At 71.5% G+C, this 23,751-nt stretch carries 26 protein-coding genes and 1 pseudogene; 5 read left to right on the top strand and 22 right to left on the bottom strand.

The window, feature by feature from the left end; translation table 11 throughout:
- Positions 1–94: 94 nt before the first annotated feature.
- From ACZ7L1_RS23150 to tsaB, 8 genes are all read right to left on the bottom strand, one after another.
- Positions 95–1,408, bottom strand: coding sequence for an RNA polymerase sigma factor (locus ACZ7L1_RS23150; RefSeq protein WP_471439734.1), 1,314 nt, complete (start codon positions 1,406–1,408; stop codon positions 95–97).
- A gap of 44 nt (positions 1,409–1,452) precedes the next feature.
- Positions 1,453–1,809: a YciI family protein gene (locus ACZ7L1_RS23145; RefSeq protein WP_471439732.1), complete on the bottom strand. Its 357-nt coding sequence runs from the start codon at positions 1,807–1,809 to the stop codon at positions 1,453–1,455.
- A 121-nt stretch (positions 1,810–1,930) separates the two neighbouring features.
- Positions 1,931–2,947, bottom strand: coding sequence for an LCP family protein (locus ACZ7L1_RS23140; RefSeq protein ID WP_471439731.1), 1,017 nt, complete (start codon positions 2,945–2,947; stop codon positions 1,931–1,933).
- Positions 2,948–3,155: 208 nt separating this feature from the next.
- A complete protein-coding gene (locus tag ACZ7L1_RS23135; RefSeq protein ID WP_471439729.1) occupies positions 3,156–4,205 on the bottom strand; it encodes a LacI family DNA-binding transcriptional regulator in 1,050 nt (349 codons plus the stop codon).
- 73 nt (positions 4,206–4,278) lie between these two features.
- Positions 4,279–4,536 carry a hypothetical protein gene (locus ACZ7L1_RS23130; protein WP_471439727.1) on the bottom strand — a complete coding sequence of 86 codons (258 nt, stop codon included), beginning with the start codon at positions 4,534–4,536 and terminating at the stop codon, positions 4,279–4,281.
- Positions 4,533–5,630 carry a tRNA (adenosine(37)-N6)-threonylcarbamoyltransferase complex transferase subunit TsaD gene (gene tsaD / locus ACZ7L1_RS23125; protein WP_403613301.1) on the bottom strand — a complete coding sequence of 366 codons (1,098 nt, stop codon included), beginning with the start codon at positions 5,628–5,630 and terminating at the stop codon, positions 4,533–4,535. Before tsaD ends, ACZ7L1_RS23130 begins: the two co-directional genes overlap by 4 nt.
- Complete coding sequence (gene rimI, locus ACZ7L1_RS23120; RefSeq protein WP_471439753.1) at positions 5,623–6,153, bottom strand: ribosomal protein S18-alanine N-acetyltransferase; 531 nt, start codon at positions 6,151–6,153, stop codon at positions 5,623–5,625. Before rimI ends, tsaD begins: the two co-directional genes overlap by 8 nt.
- Before the next feature lie 8 nt (positions 6,154–6,161).
- A complete protein-coding gene (tsaB, locus tag ACZ7L1_RS23115; protein WP_471439726.1) occupies positions 6,162–6,815 on the bottom strand; it encodes a tRNA (adenosine(37)-N6)-threonylcarbamoyltransferase complex dimerization subunit type 1 TsaB in 654 nt (217 codons plus the stop codon).
- Positions 6,816–6,938: 123 nt separating this feature from the next.
- Here tsaB and ACZ7L1_RS23110 point away from each other — a divergent pair, with 123 nt between their 5' ends.
- Positions 6,939–7,490 carry a hypothetical protein gene (locus tag ACZ7L1_RS23110; protein WP_471439724.1) on the top strand — a complete coding sequence of 184 codons (552 nt, stop codon included), beginning with the start codon at positions 6,939–6,941 and terminating at the stop codon, positions 7,488–7,490.
- Between the two features lie 47 nt (positions 7,491–7,537).
- Here the strand turns inward: ACZ7L1_RS23110 and ACZ7L1_RS23105 are convergent, their stop codons facing one another.
- The 7 genes from ACZ7L1_RS23105 to ACZ7L1_RS23075 all read right to left on the bottom strand — a co-directional run bounded on the left by ACZ7L1_RS23105 (position 7,538) and on the right by ACZ7L1_RS23075 (position 13,348).
- Positions 7,538–7,720: a hypothetical protein gene (locus ACZ7L1_RS23105; RefSeq protein ID WP_471439722.1), complete on the bottom strand. Its 183-nt coding sequence runs from the start codon at positions 7,718–7,720 to the stop codon at positions 7,538–7,540.
- A 150-nt stretch (positions 7,721–7,870) separates the two neighbouring features.
- Positions 7,871–8,404 (bottom strand): tRNA (adenosine(37)-N6)-threonylcarbamoyltransferase complex ATPase subunit type 1 TsaE, encoded by a 534-nt coding sequence (tsaE, locus tag ACZ7L1_RS23100; protein ID WP_471439720.1) that lies wholly within the window; start codon positions 8,402–8,404, stop codon positions 7,871–7,873.
- Positions 8,367–9,602 carry an alpha/beta fold hydrolase gene (locus ACZ7L1_RS23095; RefSeq protein ID WP_471439719.1) on the bottom strand — a complete coding sequence of 412 codons (1,236 nt, stop codon included), beginning with the start codon at positions 9,600–9,602 and terminating at the stop codon, positions 8,367–8,369. Before ACZ7L1_RS23095 ends, tsaE begins: the two co-directional genes overlap by 38 nt.
- Positions 9,603–9,682: 80 nt before the next feature.
- Entirely contained in the window at positions 9,683–10,834 is a 1,152-nt protein-coding gene (gene alr / locus ACZ7L1_RS23090; protein ID WP_471439717.1) for an alanine racemase, read from the bottom strand.
- Between the two features lie 190 nt (positions 10,835–11,024).
- Positions 11,025–12,461 (bottom strand): NAD(P)H-hydrate dehydratase, encoded by a 1,437-nt coding sequence (locus tag ACZ7L1_RS23085; RefSeq protein WP_471439715.1) that lies wholly within the window; start codon positions 12,459–12,461, stop codon positions 11,025–11,027.
- 91 nt (positions 12,462–12,552) lie between these two features.
- The gene (locus ACZ7L1_RS23080) at positions 12,553–12,924 is read right to left on the bottom strand and encodes a holo-ACP synthase (RefSeq protein WP_471439713.1); all 372 of its coding nucleotides are present in this window, start codon (positions 12,922–12,924) and stop codon (positions 12,553–12,555) included.
- A 256-nt stretch (positions 12,925–13,180) separates the two neighbouring features.
- Positions 13,181–13,348: a hydrophobic protein gene (locus tag ACZ7L1_RS23075; protein WP_471439711.1), complete on the bottom strand. Its 168-nt coding sequence runs from the start codon at positions 13,346–13,348 to the stop codon at positions 13,181–13,183.
- 210 nt (positions 13,349–13,558) lie between these two features.
- Between ACZ7L1_RS23075 and ACZ7L1_RS23070 the strand changes: the two genes are divergently transcribed.
- On the top strand, positions 13,559–13,732 hold the full coding sequence (locus tag ACZ7L1_RS23070; RefSeq protein ID WP_103837522.1) for a CsbD family protein: 174 nt from the start codon (positions 13,559–13,561) through the stop codon (positions 13,730–13,732).
- A 129-nt stretch (positions 13,733–13,861) separates the two neighbouring features.
- On the opposite strand, the gene ACZ7L1_RS23065 is transcribed toward ACZ7L1_RS23070, so the two are convergent.
- Entirely contained in the window at positions 13,862–14,590 is a 729-nt protein-coding gene (locus ACZ7L1_RS23065; protein WP_471439709.1) for an SDR family oxidoreductase, read from the bottom strand.
- A gap of 152 nt (positions 14,591–14,742) precedes the next feature.
- On the opposite strand from ACZ7L1_RS23065, the gene ACZ7L1_RS23060 reads away from it, so the two are divergent.
- Positions 14,743–15,219, top strand: a complete 477-nt coding sequence (locus ACZ7L1_RS23060; RefSeq protein WP_471439752.1) for an RrF2 family transcriptional regulator — start codon at positions 14,743–14,745, stop codon at positions 15,217–15,219.
- A 150-nt stretch (positions 15,220–15,369) separates the two neighbouring features.
- Here the strand turns inward: ACZ7L1_RS23060 and ACZ7L1_RS23055 are convergent.
- The 3 genes and pseudogenes from ACZ7L1_RS23055 to ACZ7L1_RS23045 form a co-directional block, all read right to left on the bottom strand.
- Positions 15,370–15,729: pseudogene (locus ACZ7L1_RS23055) on the bottom strand (helix-turn-helix transcriptional regulator); the annotation flags it as partial.
- A gap of 236 nt (positions 15,730–15,965) precedes the next feature.
- Positions 15,966–17,813 (bottom strand): glutamine--fructose-6-phosphate transaminase (isomerizing), encoded by a 1,848-nt coding sequence (glmS, locus tag ACZ7L1_RS23050; protein ID WP_471439707.1) that lies wholly within the window; start codon positions 17,811–17,813, stop codon positions 15,966–15,968.
- Positions 17,814–17,922: 109 nt separating this feature from the next.
- Positions 17,923–18,735 (bottom strand): hypothetical protein, encoded by an 813-nt coding sequence (locus tag ACZ7L1_RS23045; protein ID WP_471439706.1) that lies wholly within the window; start codon positions 18,733–18,735, stop codon positions 17,923–17,925.
- 229 nt (positions 18,736–18,964) lie between these two features.
- Between ACZ7L1_RS23045 and coaA the strand changes: the two genes are divergently transcribed.
- Both coaA and ACZ7L1_RS23035 read left to right on the top strand, forming a co-directional pair.
- The gene (gene coaA / locus ACZ7L1_RS23040) at positions 18,965–19,933 is read left to right on the top strand and encodes a type I pantothenate kinase (protein ID WP_471439704.1); all 969 of its coding nucleotides are present in this window, start codon (positions 18,965–18,967) and stop codon (positions 19,931–19,933) included.
- A 16-nt stretch (positions 19,934–19,949) separates the two neighbouring features.
- Complete coding sequence (locus ACZ7L1_RS23035) at positions 19,950–20,897, top strand: DUF389 domain-containing protein (RefSeq protein WP_471439702.1); 948 nt, start codon at positions 19,950–19,952, stop codon at positions 20,895–20,897.
- A gap of 46 nt (positions 20,898–20,943) precedes the next feature.
- Here the strand turns inward: ACZ7L1_RS23035 and glmM are convergent, their stop codons facing one another.
- The 3 genes from glmM to rplM form a co-directional block, all read right to left on the bottom strand.
- Positions 20,944–22,302 carry a phosphoglucosamine mutase gene (gene glmM / locus ACZ7L1_RS23030; protein WP_471439701.1) on the bottom strand — a complete coding sequence of 453 codons (1,359 nt, stop codon included), beginning with the start codon at positions 22,300–22,302 and terminating at the stop codon, positions 20,944–20,946.
- A 447-nt stretch (positions 22,303–22,749) separates the two neighbouring features.
- On the bottom strand, positions 22,750–23,262 hold the full coding sequence (gene rpsI, locus ACZ7L1_RS23025) for a 30S ribosomal protein S9 (protein ID WP_103837531.1): 513 nt from the start codon (positions 23,260–23,262) through the stop codon (positions 22,750–22,752).
- 42 nt (positions 23,263–23,304) lie between these two features.
- Positions 23,305–23,748, bottom strand: a complete 444-nt coding sequence (gene rplM / locus ACZ7L1_RS23020; RefSeq protein ID WP_200418844.1) for a 50S ribosomal protein L13 — start codon at positions 23,746–23,748, stop codon at positions 23,305–23,307.
- Positions 23,749–23,751 lie beyond the last annotated feature (3 nt).

Raw genomic sequence — 23,751 nt, 5'->3', positions numbered from 1 at the left:
GTCGCCCGCGTACCGGATGTACTCGGGCGATGCGACAACGCGGCGAGGTGCCGTGCCGGACGCCGCGAGCCGGTGAACCTTTCCGGCCACAGCACTAGCGGCAGTCCTCCGCGCGCGCCGTGAGCAGCTCACGCTCCCGTTCGTTGCGGGCGAGGGCGGCGGCCCGGACGAACTCCTCGCGTGCCTCGGCCGTGCGCCCGAGCCGGTCCAGCAGGTCGCCGCGGACGCTCGGCAGCAAGTGGTAGCCGCGCAGGGCTGGTTCGGCGGCCAGCCGGTCGACGATCTCCAGGGCCGGGCCCGGTCCCTCGGCCATGGAGACGGCGACCGCGCGGTTCAGCTCGACGACGGGTGACGGGAAGCGGGCGGCCAGCAGACCGTACAGGGTGGCGATACGCGCCCAGTCCGTCTCCTCGTACGTGTGTGCGAGTGCGTGGCAGGCGGCGATCGCGGCCTGCAGGACGTACGGGCCAGGGGCCCGCGATGGGGGTCCCTCCTGCTCGAGCGAAGCCGAGAGCTTGGGGGAGACCGCGTCGGCGCGGCCCAGGGCGGCGATGCCGCGGGCGATGAGCAGACGGTTCCAGCGCGCCCGGTTCTGGTCCTTCAACAGCACGGGCCCGCCGTCCGGCCCGGTGCGGGCCGCCGTGCGGGAGGCCTGGAACTCCAGCAGCGCGGCCAGCCCGTGCACCTCGGGCTCCTTGGGCATCAGCTCGGCCAGCACCCGGGCCAGCCGCAGGGCGTCCTCGCACAGGGCGGGGCGCAGCAGGTCGTCGCCGGCCGTGGCCGCGTACCCCTCGTTGAAGACCAGGTAGATGACCTCGAGCACGGACCCGAGCCGGGCATCCCGCTCGGGACCGTACGGCACCTCGAAGGCGACGCCCTTCGTCGCGAGCGTCCGCTTCGCGCGGACGACGCGCTGCGCGACGGTGGCCTCCGGCACGAGGAACGCGCGCGCGATCTCGGCCGTGGTCAGCCCGCCGAGCAGCCGCAGGGTGAGCGCGATGCGGGACTCGGCGGACAGTACCGGGTGGCAGGCGGTGAACACGAGCCGCAGCAGGTCGTCGTCGATGTCGTCCGGGTCGGACGGCACGTCCACGTGGTACGGCGCCGTCTCGAGGTCCCGCCCGACCTCCTCCAGCTTGCGTGCGTACCTCTCCCGGCGGCGCACGAGGTCGATCGCGCGGTGCTTGGCGGCGGCCATGAGCCAGGCGCCCGGGTTGTCGGGCACGCCGTCCCGCGGCCACTGCTCCAACGCGGCGACCAGGGCGTCCTGCGCCAGCTCCTCGGCGATCCCGACGTCCCGGACGATCCGCGCGACACCGGCGATGACGCGCGGGGACTCCATCCGGAAGACGGTCTCGATGGCGCCGACCGGGCCGTCGGGGGCAGGGGCGGCGGGCTGCTGTTCCACAGCCCACCATGCAACACCCCCGGCGGGCGGACGCAAAGCGTCGCTCACGCCTCGGCGATCTCCCGGACCTCACAGGTGATCGTCCAGTACTCCTCGTGCACCTTCACGAACCGCTTGGCCCACTCGATCGCCTCGGCCCTGTCCTTGCACTGCATGAGCGCGTAGCCACCGATGACCTCCTTCGACTCGGTGAACGGGCCGTCCGTGACGGACAGGTTCCCGCCCTCCCAGCGCACCCGGGCGCCCTGGGCGGCCGGCGTGAGCCCGGCGGTGTCGAGCATGACCCCGGCCTTGGTGATCTCCTCGATCAGCTCGCCCATCCGCTGCATCAGCTCGGGGCTGGGGCCCTGAGCGGGCGCGGTGGTCTCGTCGACGCGCACGATCGACAGGTAACGCGGCATGGTGACTCCTCGGGTACGACGGCCGGGCTGTTCCCGGCCTCACACCCCTTACGTCGAACGACCGCACCGTGGATCGACACGGCCCGCGGATTTTCTTCGAGGATTTTTTTCCGGGCCGTCCTCACCGCAGTGACGCCCACAGCTCGCTCGCCGCCGGTTCCTTCGCCACCACCCGGTTGGCGTCCGAGGGAGCGGGCACCACCGGCATCATCACCGTCGTCACGTTCTTCGACCGCAGACCCCTCAGGCTCTCGCCCAGACGCGTCAGCTCCGGCAGCGAGTCCAGGCCCGTGTCCGTGGTCAGGCTGCCGGTGGTCGCGTCGGCGACCCGGTACAGCTCCGCGGGATCGGTGAGCAGATCCGTCGAGGCCAGCTGGTCCAGCAGCGCCTTCACCAGTTTCTGTTGAAGAGCTATGCGGCCGAGGTCGCTGCCGTCGCCTATGCCGTACCGGGTGCGGGCCAGGGCCAGGGCCTGGGTGCCGTTCAGGTGGTGGACGCCCGCCTTCAGGTTCAGATGGCTCTTGTCGTCGTCGATGTCCTGCTCCGTGGTCACCGTCACGCCGCCCAGCGCGTCCACCAGTTTGGCGAATCCCGAGAAGTCGATCTCCAGAAAGTGGTCGATGCGGATCCGTGTGACCGACTCGACCGTCTTGATCGCGCAGACCGGACCGCCCAGCTCGTAGGCGGTGTTGAACATCACCCCGTACGCCACCGCCGTCCTGCCGCCCGACGCCAACGGGCACGACGGCCGGGTGACGAGGGTGTCGCGCGGGATGCTGGCCACGGTGGCCTTCGTGCGGCCCGCGTCGATGTGCACCACCATGGCCGTGTCCGAACGGGCACCCGAGACGTCGCCCCCGCCGAGGGCGGCGTTCTGCTTGCCGAAGCGCGAATCGGAGCCCAGGACCAGGATGTTCAGGGCGCCGCTCGGCAGGGGTGAGGCGGACGCGGAGGGCGAGGGCGTCGGCCGCGCCGGGCGGTCGGTGCCCAGCGCACGGTCGATGTCGACGCTTTTGATGTTGTGGTTGAGATGCCAGTACGCCCAGGCCGCCCCGGCGGCCGTGAGGACGACGCCGCACGCGATCACCGCGCCGACGAATCTGATCAGCCGTGTCCGCCGACCGCCGCGTCTTCCCACGCCCCCGTCACCGTCCCCGTCCCCGTGCGTGTCAGCTTAAGCCACCCGGAGGAACATAAGTCCGAATTATTGCGAGCAGAGACGGCGGAGCGGCATTCTTCAGAAAATCTCACGTTCTCACCCCGCCCTCAGTCCGGTGTCCCTGCGGGAGGGTGTCGAAAGTTTCGGACGTCGACACGTCAACTCCGGGTCGGCATGGCCCGGTCGGTCATGCGGGCGGCGCCCCGGTGCTGCTGCGCACCACCAGGCTGGTCGCCAACTCGATGCGATTCGCCGCCGTGGGCGCTTCCTCACGGCCGAGGTCCAGCACCAGCCGTGCCGCCGCCTCCGCCATCTCCATGAGCGGCTGCCGTACGGTCGTCAACGGCGGCCCCACCCAGCGAGCCACCGGCAGGTCGTCGAACCCGACCACGCTGAGATCCTCCGGAATGCGCAACCCCAGCTCGCGCGCCGCCTCGTAGACCCCCAGCGCCTGGAGGTCGTTGCCCGCGAAGAGAGCCGTCGGCCGGTCCGGGCGGCACAGCAGTTCGCGGCCGAGCCGGTAGCCCGCCTCGTGGTGGAAGTCCCCCGTCCGGACCAGGTCCGGATGCACGGGCAGCCCGGCGGTCTCCAGGGCCGCCCGGTAGCCGTCGACCCGCGCGCGGCTGCACATCATGCGCCCGGGCCCGCTGATGGCGCCGATCCGGGTGTGCCCCAGCTCGATCAGATGCCGGGTCGCGGCCAGGCCGCCGTGCCAGTTGGTGGCGCCGATGGACGGCACGTCGTCGCCCGGGTCGCCCGCCGGGTCCATGACCACGAACGGGACGGAACGGCTGGTCAGCAGCGCGCGCTGGGACGCGTCCAGGCCGGACAGAACGAGGATCACACCGTGCGGGCAGCGGGCGGCGACCTGGTCGGCCCAGGTACGGCCGGGGGTGAGCCGTCCCGCGCTCTCGGACAGCACCACGCTCAGCCCCGCGCCGCGCGCCACGTTCTCCACCCCCCGGATGACCTCCATCGCCCAGGAGCTCTCCAGCTCGTGGAAGACGAGGTCGATCAGCGGCGCACGGCTCGCTTCGGCCCGGCGCCGACGATAGCCGTAGGCGCGCAGCAGCTCCTCGACGCGGGCGCGGGTCGCCGGGGCGACGTCGGCCCGGCCGTTGAGCACCTTGGACACCGTGGGCGCCGACACCCCGGCCTCACGGGCCATCTCGGCGAGCGTGGCGGTCCGGGCGGGGCGCCGCGCTCCGTTCGTGCCGGCGGATTGGGCGGGAGTCATGCGCGGGATCGTATGCCCGGAAGATTCGACGCACCACCCGAAAGATTCCGAAAGATACGGGAGTTGAGGTCCGTCAGTCCGCCGTCACCGACTCGAACCGCCATCGGTGCACCGCCCGGGTGACCAACCCCCCGTCCGGCTCGGGCAGTTCCGGGAGATCGGCGGTGAACTCCGCGTCCCACCAGGTGATGACGAGGACGCGGTCCTGTGGGGCCCGGAAGGTCTCGCGGCGCAGGGGCGGGGGCGTCAGCTCCTGGACACGGGCCCAGGCCAGCAGTTCCTCGCCCCGGCCGGCGACCGCCCGGGCCTCCCACATCAGCGCGACCGTCACGAGTAGAGGTTCTCCTTGCTCACCTCGTGCACGTGGTCGTGGTCGTGCGAGTTGCCCGGCACATGCGGGTCCGTCACCGGCAGCGACGAGTCCGCCGACAGATCCCAGGACGACGCCGCACGGCCCCGGGCGACCATCTCCGCGCCCAGCGCGGCGACCATCGCGCCGTTGTCCGTACAGAGCTTGGGGCGGGGGACGCGCAGGCGGATGCCGGCCGCCTCGCACCGCTCCTGGGCCAGGACGCGCAGGCGGGAGTTCGCCGCGACTCCGCCGCCGATCATCAGATGGTCGACGCCCTGGTCCTTGCAGGCGCGCACCGCCTTGCGGGTCAGCACGTCCACCACCGCCTCCTGGAAGGACGCCGCCACGTCACGGACCGGCACCTCCTCCCCCGCCGCGCGCCTGGCCTCGATCCAGCGGGCCACGGCCGTCTTCAGACCGGAGAAGGAGAAGTCGTACGCGGGGTCGCGCGGGCCGGTCAGACCACGCGGGAACGCGATCGCCTCCGGGTCGCCCTCCTTGGCGTACCGGTCGATGACCGGGCCGCCCGGGAAGCCGAGGTTCAGCACGCGCGCGATCTTGTCGAACGCCTCGCCCGCCGCGTCGTCGATCGTCGAACCCATCGGCCGTACGTCCGAAGTGATGTCCGTGGACAGCAGCAGCGACGAGTGGCCGCCGCTGACCAGCAGCGCCATCGTCGGCTCCGGCAGCGCGCCGTGCTCCAGCTGGTCCACGCAGATGTGCGAGGCCAGGTGGTTGACGCCGTACAGCGGCTTGCCCAGCGCGTACGCGTACGCCTTCGCCGCCGAGACGCCGACCAGCAGGGCGCCGGCCAGCCCCGGTCCGGCCGTGACCGCGATGCCGTCCAGGTCCTTCGCGGAGACTCCCGCGTCCTTCAGCGCGCGCTCGATGGTCGGCACCATCGCTTCCAGATGGGCACGCGACGCGACCTCCGGGACGACCCCGCCGTAGCGCGCGTGCTCGTCGACGCTGGAGGCGACGGCGTCCGCGAGGAGGGTGGTCCCGTGGACGATGCCGACGCCGGTCTCGTCGCAGGACGTCTCGATCCCCAGGACCAGGGGTTGGTCAGCCATTGATCTCGGTTCCTCGTACAGTTTCGGACCCCGCGGCGAAGTCGCCGTCGGGCGTGGTGGTCAGGCGCATCACCAGGGCGTCCACGTTCCCCGGCTGGTAGTAGCCGCGCCTGAACCCGATGGCCTCGAAGCCGTAGCGCTCGTACAGCTTCTGCGCGCGTACGTTGTCGACCCGGCACTCGAGCATCACCTCGGCGCACTCGAACGCGGTCGCGGCGCGCAGCAGCTCGGTCAGCAGCCGCCCGCCGAGTCCCGTGCCCCAGCGGTCGCGGGCCACGGCGATGGTCTGGATGTCGGCGAGCTCGCCCTGGGCGGCCAGTCCCGCGTAGCCGACGATGCGCACTCCCTCGACGGCCACAATGTAGCGGCGGGTGGCCTCCGGGCCACGGGAGTGCGCGAGCTCGGACCAGAACATGCCCCGCGACCAGGCGTCCTCCGGGAAGAGGTCCTTCTCCAGCTCCAGCACGGGGTCGATGTCCCACCAGCGCATCTCGCGCAGCCGGGGCGTCTCGGGCGGGGTCACGGGCTCGGTCACTTGGGCGTGACCACCTTGTAGCTCTTGGGCACCTGTGCGTCGGGGCGGCGCAGGTACAGCGGACGTGGAGCGGGCAGTTCCTCGCCCTTGGCGAGCTTCTCGGCGGCCAGGGAGGCGAGGGCGGCGGCCGAGACGTGCTCGGGCTCGTGGACGTCCGGGAAGGTGTCCGGGTACAGCAGTGCGCCGGCGCCGATGGCGGGCAGGCCCGCGACCTTCTCGGTGATCTCGGCGGGACGGTCGACGGCGGGCTCGGTGACACGGGTGCGCGCGTCGTCGTAGCGCGCCCAGTAGACCTCCTTGCGGCGGGCGTCCGTGGCGACCACGAAGGGCACGGTCAGGTCGGAGGCGTACGCGAGGCCGTCGAGGGTGCACAGGCCGTGGACGGGCACGCCGAGCGCGAGTCCGAACGTGTCGGCGGTCATCAGGCCGACCCGCAGCCCGGTGTACGGGCCGGGGCCCACGCCGACGACGACGTCGGTGACGGCGTCGAGCCGGGTGCCCGCCTCGGCGAGGATCCGGTCGACGGCGGGCAGCAGGAGTTCCCCGTGCCGCCGGGCGTCGACCTGGCTCGTCGAGGCGACGACGGACGTGCCGTCGTGCAGCGCGACGGTCACGGCGGGGGTGGCGGTATCCAGAGCGAGCAAGAGCACGCAAACAGCCTACGGCTCCCGCGCCCCTCGCACGGCCGGGCCGGTCCCCACCGCGGCTGCTGCTACCGTCACAGCAAAGGTGTGCGACGCAAGCGCGTGCACGGTGTCGAGAGGTGGGCAAGGGTGGCTAGGAGCAGCTCGGGATTCGTGGCCGGGCTCACCGTGGCGGCCGTCGCCGCGGTCGGTTTCCTCGCCTACCAGGCGTCGGCGCACGTGCCCGACACGCTGGGCAAGCCGCAGGTGAAGAAGTCGCCGGGGGCCGGCGCGTCCAAGGCCCCGCGGGACCCGCGCCCGGCGGCGCTGCCCGGGGGCTCCGGCACCGGGGAGCGGGTGGTGTACTCGCTCGCCGACGACCGGGTGTGGCTGGTCGGCACGGACAACAAGGTGGAGCGGACCTTCACCGTGATGCCGGGCACGGTGGACCCGGCCCCGGGCACGTACGCGGTGACGTCCCGGACCGCGGCCGGGACCGGTTCGGACGGCAAGCAGGTGGAACACGTCGTGCGGTTCGCACTGAGCGACGGCGTGGTGTTCGGCTTCAGCGCGGCCGTGGACGGCTCGACGCCGAAACCGGACGCGTCGAAGAAGCTGGGCGGTATCCGCGAGGGGCGTGCGGACGGCATGGCGATGTGGGAGTTCGCGACGATCAACCAGAAGGTGGTCGTCGTCAAGTAGCGGCCGTCGTCACGTAGCGGTCGTCGTCACGTAGCGGACGCCACGCCCTACGCGGCCCTGCGCCGGTCCTCGGTCACGGGAGCCGGCTGGAGCCTGTCGGGCGCCGGGTCCCTCGGCGGGGTCGAGACCGCCTTGGCCGCGGCGCACGACGCGAGCAGATCCTTCATCGACACGTTGCCCGGCCCGGGCACCACGCGCGGCTGCGCCTCGTCGCGTTCTGAAGCCGGCATGGACGCCTCCTGGTGTCGCGGGGGCGACAGGGTTAGGCAGACCTGACCACGGTCCTTCCGACCATGTGACCACGCCGGATGCCCACGGCGCAATATCTTGCCGACGCCTTGTCGGGACGTTACCCGCATGGTGCACGGGTCCGGCAGCCGTCAAAGGGGCGCCCCCAGGTCCACCTGCGCCCAGCGGTTCCCGAACCCCGCGAGCGTCACATGCCTGACCTCGTCCGTCGTGTCGCCCACCGCCCGGTGGATCGTCACGTGCAGGCGGTCCTCCGTCAGCTCCTCCACCTTGCCCTCGCCCCACTCCACGACGACCACCGACTCCGGCAGCGAGACGTCGAGGTCGAGGTCCTCCATCTCCTCCAGGCCGCCGCCCAGCCGGTACGCGTCCACGTGGACCAGCGGCGGGCCGTCCCCGAGGGAGGGGTGCACGCGGGCGATCACGAAGGTCGGCGAGGTGACCGCTCCCCGTACCCCCAGGCCCTCGCCGAGCCCGCGGGTCAGCGTGGTCTTGCCCGCGCCCAGCTCGCCGTTCAGCAGCACGAGGTCGCCGGCGCGCAGCAGCTTGGCCAGCCGGCGCCCCAGTTCCTGCATCTGTTCGGGGGAGGTGACGGTGAGCTCGACGGTGACGTCCGGCGTGGGGGCCTCAGCCGGGCTGTGCGGTGCTGGTGCTGGTGCTTCCATAGCCCCCCACGGTAGCCCCTGCGGGGACCGCTCCCGAGCGCATCAGGAGGTCGGCGAGGCGGTCGGTGACGACCTCGGGGTGCTCCAGCATCACCAGGTGCCCGGCGTCCGGCACGAGCACCAGTTCGGCGTCCGGCAGGAGATCGGCGATCGCCTCGCTGTGCTCGCTCGGGGTGACCAGGTCCTGCACGCCGGCAAGGACGAGCACCGGAAGGTCGGCGAAGCGGGCGAGCGCCTTGGTCTTGTCGTGGTCGGTGAAGGCCGGGTAGAACTCGGCGACCACGTCGATCGGCGTGCTTTCGATCATCCGCTCGGCGAACCGGGCGACGGCCGGATCGATGTCCCGGGACGCGAACGAGTACCGCTTGATGATCCCCGCGAACAGGTCGGCGGTGGCCCGGCGTCCCTTCTCCACCAGCTCGGCCTGCTGCCCGAGTGCCCTCAGCACTCCGGGCAGGACGCGGCGTATCGCGTTGACGCCCGCGACGGGCAGTCCGAAGTTGACCTCACCGAGCCGCCCGGACGACGTACCCACGAGGGCGACGCCGACGACCCGGTCGCGGATCAGTTCCGGGTACTGGTCGGCGAGGGCCATGACGGTCATGCCGCCCATGGAGTGGCCGACGAGCACGATCGGCCCCTCGGGCACGGCCGCGTCGATCACGGCCTTCAGGTCGCGGCCGAGCTGGTCTATGGAGACCGGCGTACCGTCGGCCTGCGCCATGCCCCGCCCGGAGCGGCCGTGGCTGCGCTGGTCCCAGTGCACGGTGCGGACGACGCCGCGCAGCGCGGCCCGCTGGAAGTGCCAGGAGTCCTGGTTGAGGCAGTAGCCGTGGCTGAAGACGACGGTGACCGGGGCCGGGGCCTTGCGTCCGAAGAGCCGGCGGCGGCGCTGCGCCGGGATCCGCTCCGGCTCGACGTCGTCGACCTCGTAGTACAGCTCGGTGCCGTCGTCCGCGTACGCCTTTCCGGGGATGCCGCGGAGGGTGCCGTACGGCCCGGCCGAGTCGAGGGCCAGCCGGGCCTTCCTGCGCATGCCGCGGCCGACCGTCATCCGCTCGATCGCGACGCCGGCCGCGGCACCCGCCGCGACCACGCCTATCGCGGCGCCGGCGAGACCGGCGAGACGCCAGTTGCCGGCGGCAGCGACGGTCGCGCCGGCGACGGCCCCCGCCGTCTCCGCACTGCTCTCGCTCACGTCCCGCTCCTTCGTGCCGGGCTCCCCGCCCGTTCAGCCGTACGTCTGCCCCGGCTCACCCGTGTGGATTACCCATCTTGTTACGCGTTCACCTTTACGTAGACGCGCGGGACGCGGGTTCCGATCCGGGTCACGATTTCGTAAGCGATGGTTCCGGCCGCCTGTGCCCAGTCCTCGGCGGTGGGTTCGCCCCGGTCGCCGGGGCCGAAGAGGACCGCCTCGGTTCCGGGCGGGGGCTCGTCGCCACCCAGGTCCACGACGAACTGGTCCATGGCGATCCGACCCGCGACGGTACGCAGCTTGCCGTCGACCAGGACCGGTCCCGTACCGGAGGCGTGGCGCGGGATGCCGTCCGCGTAGCCGACCGGGACCAGGCCGAGGGTGGTGGCGCCGGGGGTGGTGTACAGATGGCCGTAACTGACACCGTGGCCGCCGGGGACCTGCTTGACCAGGGCGAGCGACGCTTTCAGGGTCATCACCGGGCGCAGTCCGAGGTCGGCGGGGGTGCCGAGTTCGGGGCTCGGTGAGATGCCGTACATCGCGATTCCGGTGCGTACGAGGTCGAAGTGGGCCTCGGGCAGGGTCAGCGTGGCGGGCGAGTTGGCGATGTGCCGCACCTCGGGGCGCACGCCCTGCTGCTCGGCGTACGCCACCATCTCGCGGAAGCGGGTCAGTTGGGCCTGGACGGAGGGGTGGCCGGGTTCGTCGGCGCAGGCGAAGTGGGACCACACGCCGACGACGGTGACCAGGCCGTCGGCCTGGGCGCGCAGGGCCTCGGCGACGAGTTCCGGCCAGTCGCCGGGCTGGCAGCCGTTCCTGCCCAGGCCGGTGTCGGCCTTGAGGTGGACCCGGGCGGGCACGCCCGCGGCGGCGGCCGCCGCGCGCACCTCGTCGAGGGCCCACAGGCCGCTGACGGACACGTCGACGTCGGCCTCGAGGGCACGCTGCCAGGGACCGCCGGGGGTCCAGAGCCAGCACAGGACGCGACCCGGCACCCCTGCCTCGCGCAGGGCGAGGGCCTCCTCGGGCGTGGCCGTGCCGAGCCACTCGGCGCCGGCTTCGAGGGCCGCGCGGGCGCACGGCACGGCCCCGTGGCCGTACGCGTCCGACTTGACGACGGCCATCAGGGCCGCGCCGGGCGCGAGGGCGCGCAGGGCACGCACGTTCGCCCGCAGGGCCGCCAGATCGATCTCGGCGCGGGCACGCAGGGGTGCTGTCTCGATACGTTCCATCGCGCCCCAGTGTCTCAGAGGGGCCGGACGGCACGGGGACGACGGTACCGGCGGGTAGCGTTCCCGCAGTCGGCGTCCCTCGACCGGGCCCGGCCCGGGTCCCGTCCACGCCCCTCCAGACCCGTCCACGCCCATCCAGGCCGGTCCACGCCCCTCCAGGCCCGTCCAGGGCCCATCGGGGCCCACCCGCTCAGCCCGCCCGCACGTCCCGCCATGCCTCGGGAATGGCGTTGGCCACGTCGTGCGCCCCCGCCGGCGCGCCGTCCGCCGCGTAGCGGCCCGCCAAGCCGTGCAGGTAGGCCGCCACGCTCGCCGCGTCCCGGGCCGCGAGGCCGGCCGCGAGAAGCGACCCCGACAGGCCGGACAGCACGTCTCCGCTGCCCGCGGTCGCCAGCCACGGCGTGCCGGTGGCGTTCACGCGTACCGGGCCGCCGTCGGGGTCCGCCACCAGCGTCGTCGAGCCCTTGAGGAGGACGGTCGCCCGGTAGCGGGACGCCAGCTCCCGTACCGCCGCGAGCCGCGCGCCCTCGACCTCCTCGCGCGCCACGCCCAGCAGCGCGGCGGCCTCGCCCGCGTGCGGGGTCATCAGCGTCGGTGCCGTACGGGCGCGTACGGCGTCCCGGTCGACCAGCCTGAGCCCGTCCGCGTCGACGAGGACGGGTACGTCCGCCTCCAACACCTCGGCCACGGTCGCCGCGTCGTCGCCCGCGCCGGGACCCACCACCCAGGCCTGCACCCGCCCGGCCTTGGCGGGCCCCCGGTCGGAGACCAGCGTCTCCGGGAAGCGGGCGATCACCGCGCTCCCGGCGGGTCCCACATACCGCACGGCCCCGGCCCCGCCGCGCAGCGCCCCCGAGACGGCGAGCACGGCCGCTCCGGGATAGCGCGCGGACCCGGCGGCGATGCCGACGACGCCCCGCCGGTACTTGTCGCTCTCGGCGCGCGGCACTGGCAGCAGCGCGGCCACGTCCGCGTGCTGCAACGCCTCCACCTCGGCCTCCTCGGGCAGTTCGAGCCCGATGTCGACGAGCCGTACGGAACCGGCGTACTCCCGCGCCGGATCGATCAGCAGCGCCGGCTTGTGCGTACCGAAGGTCACGGTGAGGTCCGCCCGTACGGCGTCCCCCCGCACCTCCCCGCTGTCGGCCTCCACACCGCTCGGCAGGTCCACGGCCACGACGACCGCGCGCGAGGCGTCGGCGAGCGCGGCGAGCCGTGCCGCGTCGGGCCGGAGCCCGCCCTTGCCGCCGATGCCCACGATCCCGTCGACGACGAGGTCGGCGGCCCGGATCACCTCCTCGGCGGCGTCAGAGGGGTCCGCGACCGTACCGCCCGCCCTGCGAAGGGCCGCGAGCCCGCCCTGGTGGGTCCTCTCGGGTGACAGCGGTACCGCCGTCACCCCGGCCCCGCGCCGGGCGAGCCGCGCCCCGGCGTACAGGGCGTCGCCGCCGTTGTCCCCGCTGCCGACCAGCAGCACCACCCGGCTGCCGTACACCCGCCCCAGCAACTGGGCGCATGCCGCGGCCAGTCCGGCGGCGGCGCGCTGCATGAGCGCCCCCTCCGGAAGCCGGGCCATGAGCGCACGCTCGGCCGTCCTCACCGTCTCCACGCTGTACGCAGTACGCATACGGCCGAGTCTCCCCCACCGCGCCCACACCATGACGAAGGGCGCGGGAGTCGCCCGGCCCCCGATCCGAGGAGGGCCGGGATCGACGCTGCTATCCCTCGGCGACGACCACCGCCGACGCGACACCCGCGTCATGACTGAGCGACACGTGCCAGAACCGCACGCCGAGTTCGGCCGCGCGGGCCGCGACCGTGCCCGTCACGCGCAACCGGGGCTGACCGCTGTCCTCGACGTACACCTCGGCGTCGGTCCAGTGCAGCCCGCCCGGCGCGCCCAGCGCCTTGGCCACCGCCTCCTTCGCCGCGAACCGCGCGGCCAGCGAGGCGATCCCGCGCCGCTCACCGCCCGGCAGGAACAACTCGCGTTCCAGGAAGAGCCGTTCGGCCAGCCCGGGGGTACGCTCCAGCGCAGCCCGGAAGCGGTCGATCTCGGCCACGTCGATGCCGACTCCGATGATGCTCATGCGGGGCACCCTATGCGGCACCGACCGCCCCTTCGTCGCGCGACGACCCCAAGGCCGGGCGCCGGGTTGGAGGCCGCTGGTTCCGATTGGCGCACCGGCGCCCGACGGGCCACGGATGCCCTGACAGCAGGGAGGTACGCACCTTTTCACCCTTCCCACTCCTATGTGAGCACCGAGCGGACGACAGGGTCCGTCGGCGGACACACGTAGGGCCCCGGACACGGCCGGGGCCCTGGACGCGTGTCGACGCGCGCCGCTACCAGCGGTACCAGCGACCCCGTCGACCGCCACTCGCCGGGCGGACGACGAAGCCCAGCAGCCACACCGCCAGCACGATGACGGCAACCCACCACAGCGCCTTCAAGGCGAAACCCGCACCGAAAAGGATCAGGGCCAGAAGAAGAACCAGAATCAAGGGAACCATGTTTCATCAACCTCCGGCGGAGCGGGTTCCCCGTCGACGGCTCGGCACGCATCGAAGAACCCGGGTTTCTTCGGGGCTTCCAGTGGAATTCTGATTGGTTCGCCGCGAATCCGCGTGCACGGCACAGCGCATTACTGTGACGTTTACGCGTCACGACGAGGGCAATCCGAACGTCACCGAACGCCGTGACGACGTAGGGATGTGACACCCATGGCTGAGAACCAGAAGGCGCAGGCCAAGACTGAGCAGGCCAAGGGCAAGGTCAAGGAGACCGTCGGCCGCACCGTCGGCAACGAACGCATGGAGGCCGAGGGCCGCATGGAGCAGGCGCGCGGCGACGCCCGCGAGGCCAAGGAGAAGACCAAGGACGTCTTCCGGCACTGAGCCTCACTCAGGGCAGGTTCGGGCACTCGCACGGAATGGGGTGCCCGGACCTGCCTTTCTTTTGCATTCTCACCCTCACGGAACCATCCCTGAATGACCGTCAAATGGCGCCCAATTGTCGCGCGGGGGTCAGGAGAGCCAGTCGGTGTAGCGAGTGGGGGCGAGGTGGGCGTCCCTGTCGATGAGGACGTCGCCCTTGACGACGGCGAACATGCCGGCAGTGGGGTCGGTGACGACGGTGCGGTTGTCGCCCTTGTGGGACAGGGTGATCCGGCCCAGCTCGTCCAGGTTGAAGATCTCGGGGCCGGCGATGTTGCGAATGCCGTTCAGCGGGGCGCCCGCGGCCACCTCCGCCACCGCCGCGGCCACGTCCTTCGAGGCGATCGGCTGGATCGGCGTGGCGGGCAGCCGGACGGTGTCGCCCTCCGCGGTCCAGGACATGACGGCGTCCATGAACTCCATGAACTGCGTCGCCCGGACGATCGAGTAGGGGATCGACCCGCCTGCGAGGATGTTCTCCTGGAGCGCCTTGGCCCGGTAGTAGTCCAGCTCCGGCACCTGGTCCACACCGACGATCGAGAGGATGACGAAGTGGCCGACGCCGCCCTTGCGGGCCGCGGCCAGAAGGTTGCCCATCGAGGTCTGGAAGAACGCCGGGGAGGCTTCGTCGAAGGTCGGGGAGTTCGTCAGGTTGACGACGACGTCGGCTCCGTCCACCGCCCCGTCCAGTCCCTGGCCGCTGATGACGTCGACTCCGGTGGACTGCGAGTGCGGTACCGCCTCGTGCCCGGCGGCGTTCAGGTCCTTGACGACCTGTGACCCGATCAGGCCGGTACCGCCGATGACTGCGAACTTCATGACACGCCTTTCGTCGAAAGTATGTCCGCAATATGGCATATGAACCCCTACGCGGGCGCGCCTTGCACCAAACTCGGACATGATCTGTCCGAGACTATACACGGACACGAATTGTCCGAGTCAAGCGGTCTGATTAGAGTGGGCGAGTGAAGATGTCCGGCGGAGTCGAGTGGGCCCTGCACTGCTGCGTCGTGCTCACGTCGGTCGAGGAGCCCGTGCCCGCGACCAGGCTGGCGGAACTGCATGACGTCTCGCCGAGCTATCTGGCCAAACAGCTGCAGGCGCTCTCCCGGGCCGGGCTCGTACGCTCGGTCCAGGGCAAGTCGGGCGGCTACGTGCTCACCCGGGAACCCGCCTCGATCACGGTGCTCGATGTGGTCGAAGCGGTCGACGGCCCCGGCCAGGCGTTCACCTGCACGGAGATCCGCCAGCGTGGCCCGCTGGCCGCCCCGGCCGAGTCGTGCACCGCGCCCTGCCCGATCGCCCGCGCGATGACCGCCGCGGACACGGCCTGGCGGGAAGCCCTGCGCGCGGTCTCGATCGCCGATCTGGTCCAGGACGTCGCCTCGGACTCCGGCCCCTCCGCGCTGGCCCGCATCAGCACGTGGCTGACCATGCCGGAAATCTGAGACGCCGGGCCGGTGGGGCCTGGAGCAGGCCACCTCCTCCCCCCCCGTCCCGCTCGTGCCGTGGACGAGAAGAACCCCCGGCTACGTCTCGGATGCTCCGCCGCCCGCCTTGGCGTAGCGCGCGGCCAGTTCCCCGAACGCACTGGTCAGTTACGGTGGGCCGATGACCTGGATGTCGGTGTCGAAGCGCCCGACAGCGGCGGCGAGGCCGGTCCACGACCAGGAGCCGAGGGTGAGGCGACAGCGGCCGGGGCCGAGTTCCTCGACGATTCCGTCCTGCGCGAAGGGGGCCACAGCCTGTGCGGGGAGACCGAGGACGACTTCGCCGCGGCAGGGCCAGTCGGTGGTGGAGCCGTCAGTCCCTCGGAATCGGCCGGTGACGAACGCGGCCACGTCATCGCCGGGGAGAGAGCGTGGGGTGAAGCGCGGGCCGGTCGGGGTGCGGGGGCGTACGCGGTCGACGCGGAAGGTGCGCCAGTCGTCACGGTCGAGGTCCCAGGCGATGAGGTACCTGGTGCTGCCCGGCGGCCCGGTCACCGTGCGGTAGGACGCCTGCGCCGCGATGACCACCCGCCCCGACGGGGGCCGCGTCCTGACCGTCCTGGACGGCTTCCGCGTGGTCGTGGAGCCGACCGCCACACCCACCGGGCCTACCGCCGCGCCCGGCTCGCCCGCGGCTGACCCCCGTGCCGCCCCGGACCCGCGTCATCCGGGCCCGGGGCGGCACCCAGGTCGAGAAGGATCCCCTACTCCACCGTGACGGACTTCGCCAGGTTCCGCGGCTGATCCACCTCGTTGCCCCGGGCGGTCGCCAGCTCGCACGCGAAGACCTGCAACGGCACCGTCGCGACCAGCGGCTGCAGCAGGGTCGGGGTCGCCGGGATGCTGATCAGGTGGTCGGCGTACGGGACGACCGCCTCGTCGCCCTCCTCCGCGATCACGATCGTGCGCGCGCCCCGCGCCCGGATCTCCTGGATGTTGGAGACGATCTTGTCGTGCAGGACCGAGCGTCCGCGCGGCGAGGGCACCACCACGACCACCGGCAGGTCCTGCTCGATCAGTGCGATCGGCCCGTGCTTCAGCTCGCCCGCGGCGAAGCCCTCGGCGTGCATGTACGCCAGCTCCTTGAGCTTGAGGGCGCCTTCCAGGGCGACCGGGTAGCCGACGTGCCGGCCCAGGAACAACACCGTGTTCTTGTCGGCGAGGGAGCGCGCCAGCCGGCGTACCGGCTCCATGGTCTCCAGGACCCGCTCGACCTCGTCGGAGATCCTCGACAGGTCGCGGATGACGACGTGGATCTCGTCGCCCCACTTGGTGCCGCGCACCTGGCCCAGGTACAGGGCCACCAGGTAGCAGGCGACGAGCTGTGTCAGGAACGCCTTCGTGGACGCCACCGCGACTTCCGGCCCCGCGTGCGTGTACAGGACCGCGTCCGACTCCCTGGGAATCGTCGAGCCGTTGGTGTTGCAGATCGCCAGCACCTTGGAGCCCTGCTCGCGGGCGTGCCGCAGGGCCATCAGGGTGTCCATGGTCTCGCCGGACTGGGAGATGGCGATGACCAGGGTGCGGGGGTCGAGGATGGGGTCCCGGTAACGGAACTCGCTGGCCAGTTCCACCTCGCAGGGAATCCGCGTCCAGTGCTCGATGGCGTACTTGGCGATCAGCCCGGCGTGGAAGGCGGTCCCGCAGGCCACGATCACCACCTTGTCGACCTCGCGCAGTTCGGCGGGCGAGATCCGCAGCTCGTCCAGGCGCAGTGAACCAGCCGCGTCGATACGACCGAGGAGCGTGTCGGCGACCGCCTTGGGCTGCTCGGCGATCTCCTTGAGCATGAAGTAGTCGTAGCCGCCCTTCTCGGCGGCCGAGGCGTCCCAGTCGACGTGGTACGAGTGCACGTCGGCGGGCCGGCCGTCGAAACCGGTGACCGTGACGCCGTCGCGGCGCAGTTCCACCACCTGGTCCTGGCCCAGCTCGATCGCGGACCGGGTGTGGGCGATGAACGCGGCGACGTCCGAGGCGAGGAAGGCCTCGCCCTCGCCGACGCCCACGACCAGCGGCGAGTTGCGCCGCGCGCCGACGACCACGCCGGGCTCGTCGGCGTGCACCGCGACCAGGGTGAACGCGCCCTCCAGGCGCCGGCACACCAGCCGCATCGACTCCGCGAGGTCGGCGGTCGCGGAGAACTCCTCGGCGAGCAGATGGGCGACGACCTCGGTGTCCGTGTCGGAGGCGAGGGTGTGGCCCCGTTCCTCCAGCTCTGCGCGCAGCAGCGCGAAGTTCTCGATGATCCCGTTGTGGACGACGGCGACGCGGCCCGCGTTGTCGAGGTGCGGGTGCGCGTTGGGGTCGTTCGGCGCGCCGTGGGTGGCCCACCGGGTGTGCCCGATGCCGGTGGTGCCGGTCGGCAGCGGCCGGTCGACCAGCTCCTTCTCCAGGTTGACCAGCTTCCCGGCCTTCTTCGCAGCGGCCAGCCCGCCGTCCGCGAGCACGGCGACGCCCGCCGAGTCGTAGCCCCGGTACTCCAGCCGCTTCAGCCCGGCCATCACGACGTCGAGCGCCGACTGCGATCCCACGTAACCCACGATTCCGCACATGATCCGCAGCCTACGGTCCGACAGCCGCCGATACCCGCCCTCGCGTGCCCGAAATCGGAAATTCCCACCGGGGTACGAACGGCCCCGGTGGGGTGGTTCCCTCGGCGGCTCAGCCGAGCTTGGCGAGCTGGGCCTCGACGATCTCCGCGGGGAAGTCGAAATCCTTGCCCGTGGCGGCGGCGGCGAGGTTGATGGCCGGGAAGTACGCGAGGGTGGCGCCCTTGCGGACGACGACGCCCTTCACCGGGGCCTTGATGCCCTCATCGGCATCCACGAGGCTGGTCAGCGCCAGCGCCTCATCGGCGCCCTGGGGCGCGGCCGTCCCGGTGACCTTGTCGACCTTGGTCTTGTCGCTCCCGACGGTGAAGGCGAAACCGCCGGCGCACTTCGTCGCGGCCGTCTTGAGGTCTGCGAAGGCCTTCGCCGCGCTGCCGTGTCCGTAGGAGGCCAGCGTCACCACGACCCTGGCCCGGTCGAGGGCTGCGAGCATGGTGTCCTCGGCACTCGCGCCCGCGGCGGGCTTCTTCGAGTCACCCGTCCACTCCCGCTTCACGGTGGCCGAGGGCGTGCCGACATACGTCCCGGCCTGCAGGTACGCGAGCGGCGCGCAGGCCGCCTCGTCCGTCTTCACCGTGTCCTGCGCGATGTCGTCCTTCGCCGGGACCTTGGTGATGACCTTCCCGCCCTTGACGTCCGCCTGCGTGAGCGCGGCCTTCTCCAGCTCGGCGGCGGTCAGCGCCTTGGCGGAAGCGGCGGAGGCCGTCTGGGAGGGAGTGGCCGAGGCCGTCTTGTCCGCCTGGGCGGTCTTGCCGTCACCGGCCCTGTCCCCACCGTCGGAGGAACCGCCGCAGGCGGTGGCGAGGAGAGCGAGGGCGGCGGCGGATGCGGCGAGTGCGGTGCGACGGACGGCGACGTTTCTCATCGAAGGGAGACTCTTTCTCTGCAGGCCTGCGGAAACCAACTGCCGTACTTTACGCGCACTTTACGCACAGCATGGGCACAGATGATCAACTGGACCATCACTTGGTATCCGACCGTGACTCCGCCGGGGAGCCACGAGAGGCAGAGCGGGCGGGCACACGTGACGCAGCCCACCCCCCACCCCGTTCAAACTCCGTTAACAATGGACTGTGATCTCTCCGGTCTCCTCGATGCCCCGGAGCGCCCACCGGCCCAGGCCGGAGGCGACTCCCTACGTCGACCTCACCCGTGCCGAGTGGAGTGCGCTGCGCGACAAGACGCCGCTGCCGCTGACCGCCGAGGAGGTGGAGAAGCTGCGCGGTCTCGGTGACGTCATCGACCTCGACGAGGTGCGGGACATCTACCTCCCGCTGTCCCGGCTGCTCAATCTCTACGTCGGCGCCACGGACGGCCTCCGCGGCGCCCTGAACACCTTCCTCGGCGAGCAGGGCTCCCAGTCCGGGACGCCGTTCGTGATAGGGGTGGCCGGCTCCGTCGCCGTCGGGAAGTCCACCGTGGCCCGTCTTCTCCAGGCCCTGCTGTCCCGCTGGCCGGAGCACCCGCGGGTCGAGCGGGTGACGACGGACGGGTTCCTGCTGCCCACGCGGGAACTGCAGGCGCGGGGCCTGATGGCGCGCAAGGGCTTCCCCGAGTCGTACGACCGCCGCGCGCTCACCCGTTTCGTCGCCGACATCAAGGCCGGCAAGGACGAGGTGACGGCGCCGGTCTACTCCCACCTGATCTACGACATCGTTCCCGGCCGGAAGCTCACCGTGCGCCGCCCGGATATCCTGATCGTCGAGGGGCTGAACGTCCTCCAGCCCGCCCTGCCCGGCAAGGACGGCCGCACCCGGGTCGGCCTCGCGGACTACTTCGACTTCAGCGTGTACGTCGACGCGCGCACCGAGGACATCGAGCAGTGGTACCTCAACCGGTTCCGCAAGCTGCGCGAGACCGCCTTCCAGGACCCCTCGTCGTACTTCCGCAAGTACACCCAGGTCTCCGAGGAGGAGGCCCTCGACTACGCCGGCACCATGTGGCGCACCATCAACAAGCCCAATCTGGTGGAGAACATCGCCCCCACCCGCGGCCGCGCCACCCTGGTACTGCGCAAGGGCCCGGACCACAAAGTGCAGCGGCTGAGCCTGCGGAAACTCTGACGGCTACCCTGCGGGCATGCTTCATCTGCGCCTGATCACCCCCACCGAGCGGACGGCGGAGGTGGTACGTCTGATCGAGGGGACGGTCGGCACCACGCACCTCGTCGTCATACCGGGTGCCGCCCGCAATCCCGCAGGGGACGTCGTGATGTGCGACGTCGCGCGCGAGGCGGCGGACGAACTCCTCAGCGCACTCCAGGAACTGGGCCTTGAGAGCACCGGTTCCATCGCCGTCGAGAGCATCGACCTGTCGCTGTCCAAGCGGGCCGACAAGGCCGAGGCGGAGGCCCCGGGCGAGGGCGCGGACGCGGTGCTGTGGGAGCACCTGACGGAGGCCACGCACGAGGAGTCGACGCTGTCGATCACCTATCTCGCGTTCATCACGCTGGCCACCGTGATCGCCGCCTGTGGTGTGGTGCTCGACAACGCGATCCTGATCGTGGGCGCGATGGCGGTGGGTCCGGAGTTCGGACCGCTGGCGGGGATCGCCACGGCGCTGGTGCAGCGGGCGCCCCGGCTGGCGCTGCGCTCGCTGACCGCGCTGCTGGTGGGGTTCGCGGTGGCGATGGCCGTGACGGCGGGGTTCAGCCTGTTCATGGACGCGGTCGGCCTGTTCAGCGAGGAGCAGCTGGAGGGCGCCCGGCCCAACACCGGCTTCGTCTACGCCCCCGACTGGTTCTCCTTCGTCGTGGCGGTCCTCGCCGGAGCCGCCGGCACGCTGTCCTTGACCTCCGCCAAGTCGGGCGCCCTCGTCGGAGTCGCCATCTCCGTGACGACGGTCCCGGCCGCCGCCAACGCGGCCGTCGCACTGAGCTACGGCGACACCGGGCAGACCTGGGGCTCCACGAAACAGCTCCTGCTGAACCTGCTGGGCATCGTGGTGGCGGGGGCGCTCACGCTGCTGGCCCAGAAGTGGATCTGGTCCAGGCAGCGCGAACGTTCCCTCAAGGCGAGGCGTCTCTAGTGCTGTGGCCGGAAAGGTTCACCGGCTCGCGACGCCCGGCACGGCACTAGCCGAGCGCCGACTTCACCGCGTCCGCCAGCCGTCCGGCCACCGACCGCGCCTGGTCGATGTCCGCGGCCTCGACCATGACCCGTACGAGGGGCTCGGTGCCCGAGGGCCGCAGCAGCACCCGCCCGGTCGCGCCCAGCTCCCGCTCCGCCTCGGTCACGGCGGCGGCCAGGTCCGGGGACGAACCGACCCGGGACCTGTCGACGTCCGGCACGTTGACCAGCACCTGCGGCAGCCGCTCCATCACGGACGCCAGGTCCCGCAGTGTACGGCCGGTCTGGGCGACCCGCGCGGCCAGCAGCAGGCCGGTCAGCGTGCCGTCACCCGTGGTGGCGTGGTCGAGGATGATGACGTGGCCGGACTGCTCGCCGCCGAGCGCGTAGTCCTTCTCCTTCATCTCCTCCAGCACGTACCGGTCGCCGACCGCGGTCTGCACGAGCTGGATGCCCTCGCGCTCCATGGCCAGCTTGAAGCCCAGGTTGGACATGACCGTCGCTACGACGGTGTCGGAGCGCAGCGTGCAGCGTTCCCGCATCGCCAGCGCGAGCACAGCGAGGATCTGGTCGCCGTCCACCTCCTCGCCGGTGTGGTCCACGGCGAGGCAACGGTCGGCGTCACCGTCGTGCGCGATGCCGAGGTCGGCGCCGTGCTCGACGACGGCGGCCTTCAGTTTGTCCAGGTGGGTGGAGCCGCAGCCGTCGTTGATGTTGAGGCCGTCCGGCTCCGCGCCGATGGTGACGATCTCGGCGCCCGCGCGCGTGAACGCCTCGGGCGAGACCCTGGACGCGGCGCCGTGCGCCTCGTCGAGGACGATCTTCAGCCCGTCGAGACGGTTCGGCAGGACGCCCAGGAGATGGGCCACGTACTGGTCGAGGCCCTCGGCGTACGACGTCACCCGACCGACCCCGGCCCCGGTGGGCCGGTCCCAGGGGGCGCCGGTACGGTGCTCCTCGTACACGGCCTCGATCTTGTCCTCCAGCTCGTCGGCGAGCTTGTGGCCGCCGCGCGCGAAGAACTTGATGCCGTTGTCGGGCATGGCGTTGTGGCTGGCGGAGAGCATCACGCCGAGGTCCGCGCCGAGCGCGCCCGTCAGATACGCGACGGCCGGGGTGGGCAGCACGCCGACCCGCAGCACGTCCACGCCGGCGCTGGCGAGACCGGCGACCACGGCGGCCTCCAGGAACTCCCCGGACGCGCGCGGGTCCCGTCCGACCACCGCCTTCGGCTTGTGGCCTTCGAACGTGCCCGCCTCGGCCAGTACGTGCGCCGCCGCGACGGACAGGCCGAGCGCCATCTCGGCCGTGAGATCCGCGTTGGCTACACCGCGCACGCCGTCCGTGCCGAAGAGTCGTCCCACTGTGGTGTCCTCCGAACTTGCTGCGAATGTGCGGCTCTTGCCGAGTGTCCGGACAGGGGCGGAATACGTACGTCCCGCCGACATCATCCGCCGGCGTCACCCCGCTGCCGTAATCCCGCGAACGTACATCCTGTGGACGTATGTGCCACAGACGTATGTGCCACAGACGTATGTGCCGCAGACGCTTGTTCCGCTGACGCATGTCCGCCGACGTACGTCCCACGGACGCTACGCCCCACCGGCCAACGCCGCCGCGGCCCTGTCCTGTGATGGCTACCCCGAAGCCCCCGCCGGGACTGTCGGGATTGCTCCATAAGCTCCAAAAGCCGGTGATAAAGCACCGTCCCCCGTAAACGAACCGCCCCGGCGGCACGGAACGTGCTGCCGGGGCGATGCGTGCATGCGCACAGCAGGCAGGGGGTCGCCCGCTGTGACCAGCGGACGCGATTAGCGCTTGCTGTACTGCGGGGCCTTGCGGGCCTTCTTCAGACCGGCCTTCTTGCGCTCGACCGCACGGTCGTCGCGGCGCAGGAAGCCGGCCTTCTTCAGCGGACCGCGGTTGTTGTCGACGTCCGCCTCGTTCAGGGCGCGGGCGACACCGAGACGGAGCGCACCGGCCTGACCGGAGACGCCGCCACCCGCGATACGGGCGATGACGTCGTAGCGGCCCTCGAGCTCGAGCACCTTGAAGGGCTCGTTGACCTCCTGCTGGTGCACCTTGTTCGGGAAGTAGTCCTCGAGCGTGCGCCCGTTGATCTTCCACTTGCCGGTGCCCGGGACGATCCGGACGCGGGCGATGGCGTTCTTGCGGCGGCCCAGGCCGGCGGCCGGCTGGGGCTCACCGAACCGGGAGGCGAGGGACTCGGAGGTGTACTCACCCTCCAGCGGGACCTCGGTCTCGGTGGTGTAGCTGTCGATGTCAAGCTCTTCGAGCGGCTGCTCGGCAGTGGTCTCGGCCACGATTCTCCTCAGATTCTCTTCAGTCTTAGGGGGTGGCCGGACTTACTGCGCGACCTGGGTGATCTCGAACGGCACCGGCTGCTGGGCAGCGTGCGGGTGCTGGTCACCCTTGTAGACCTTCAGCTTCGAGAGCATCTGACGGCCCAGGGAGTTCTTGGGGAGCATGCCCTTGACGGCCTTCTCGATGGCCTTCTCGGGGTTGTTCGCCAGCAGGTCGTCGTAGCGGATCGAGCGCAGACCACCCGGGTAGCCGGAGTGGCGGTACGCCATCTTCTGGGTCCGCTTGTTGCCGGACAGGTGGACCTTGTCCGCGTTGATGATGATGACGAAGTCACCGGCGTCCACGTGGGGCGCGTAGATGGGCTTGTGCTTGCCACGCAGGAGAGTGGCAGCGGTGGTGGCCAGACGGCCCAGGACGACGTCCTGGGCGTCAATGACGTGCCACTGACGCGTCACATCGCCGGGCTTGGGGCTGTACGTACGCACGGT

Source organism: Streptomyces sp. NPDC107546 (assembly GCF_055639175.1).
The sequence above is the reverse complement of the archived record's forward strand: the minus strand, read 5'-3'. Positions and strand labels throughout refer to the sequence as shown.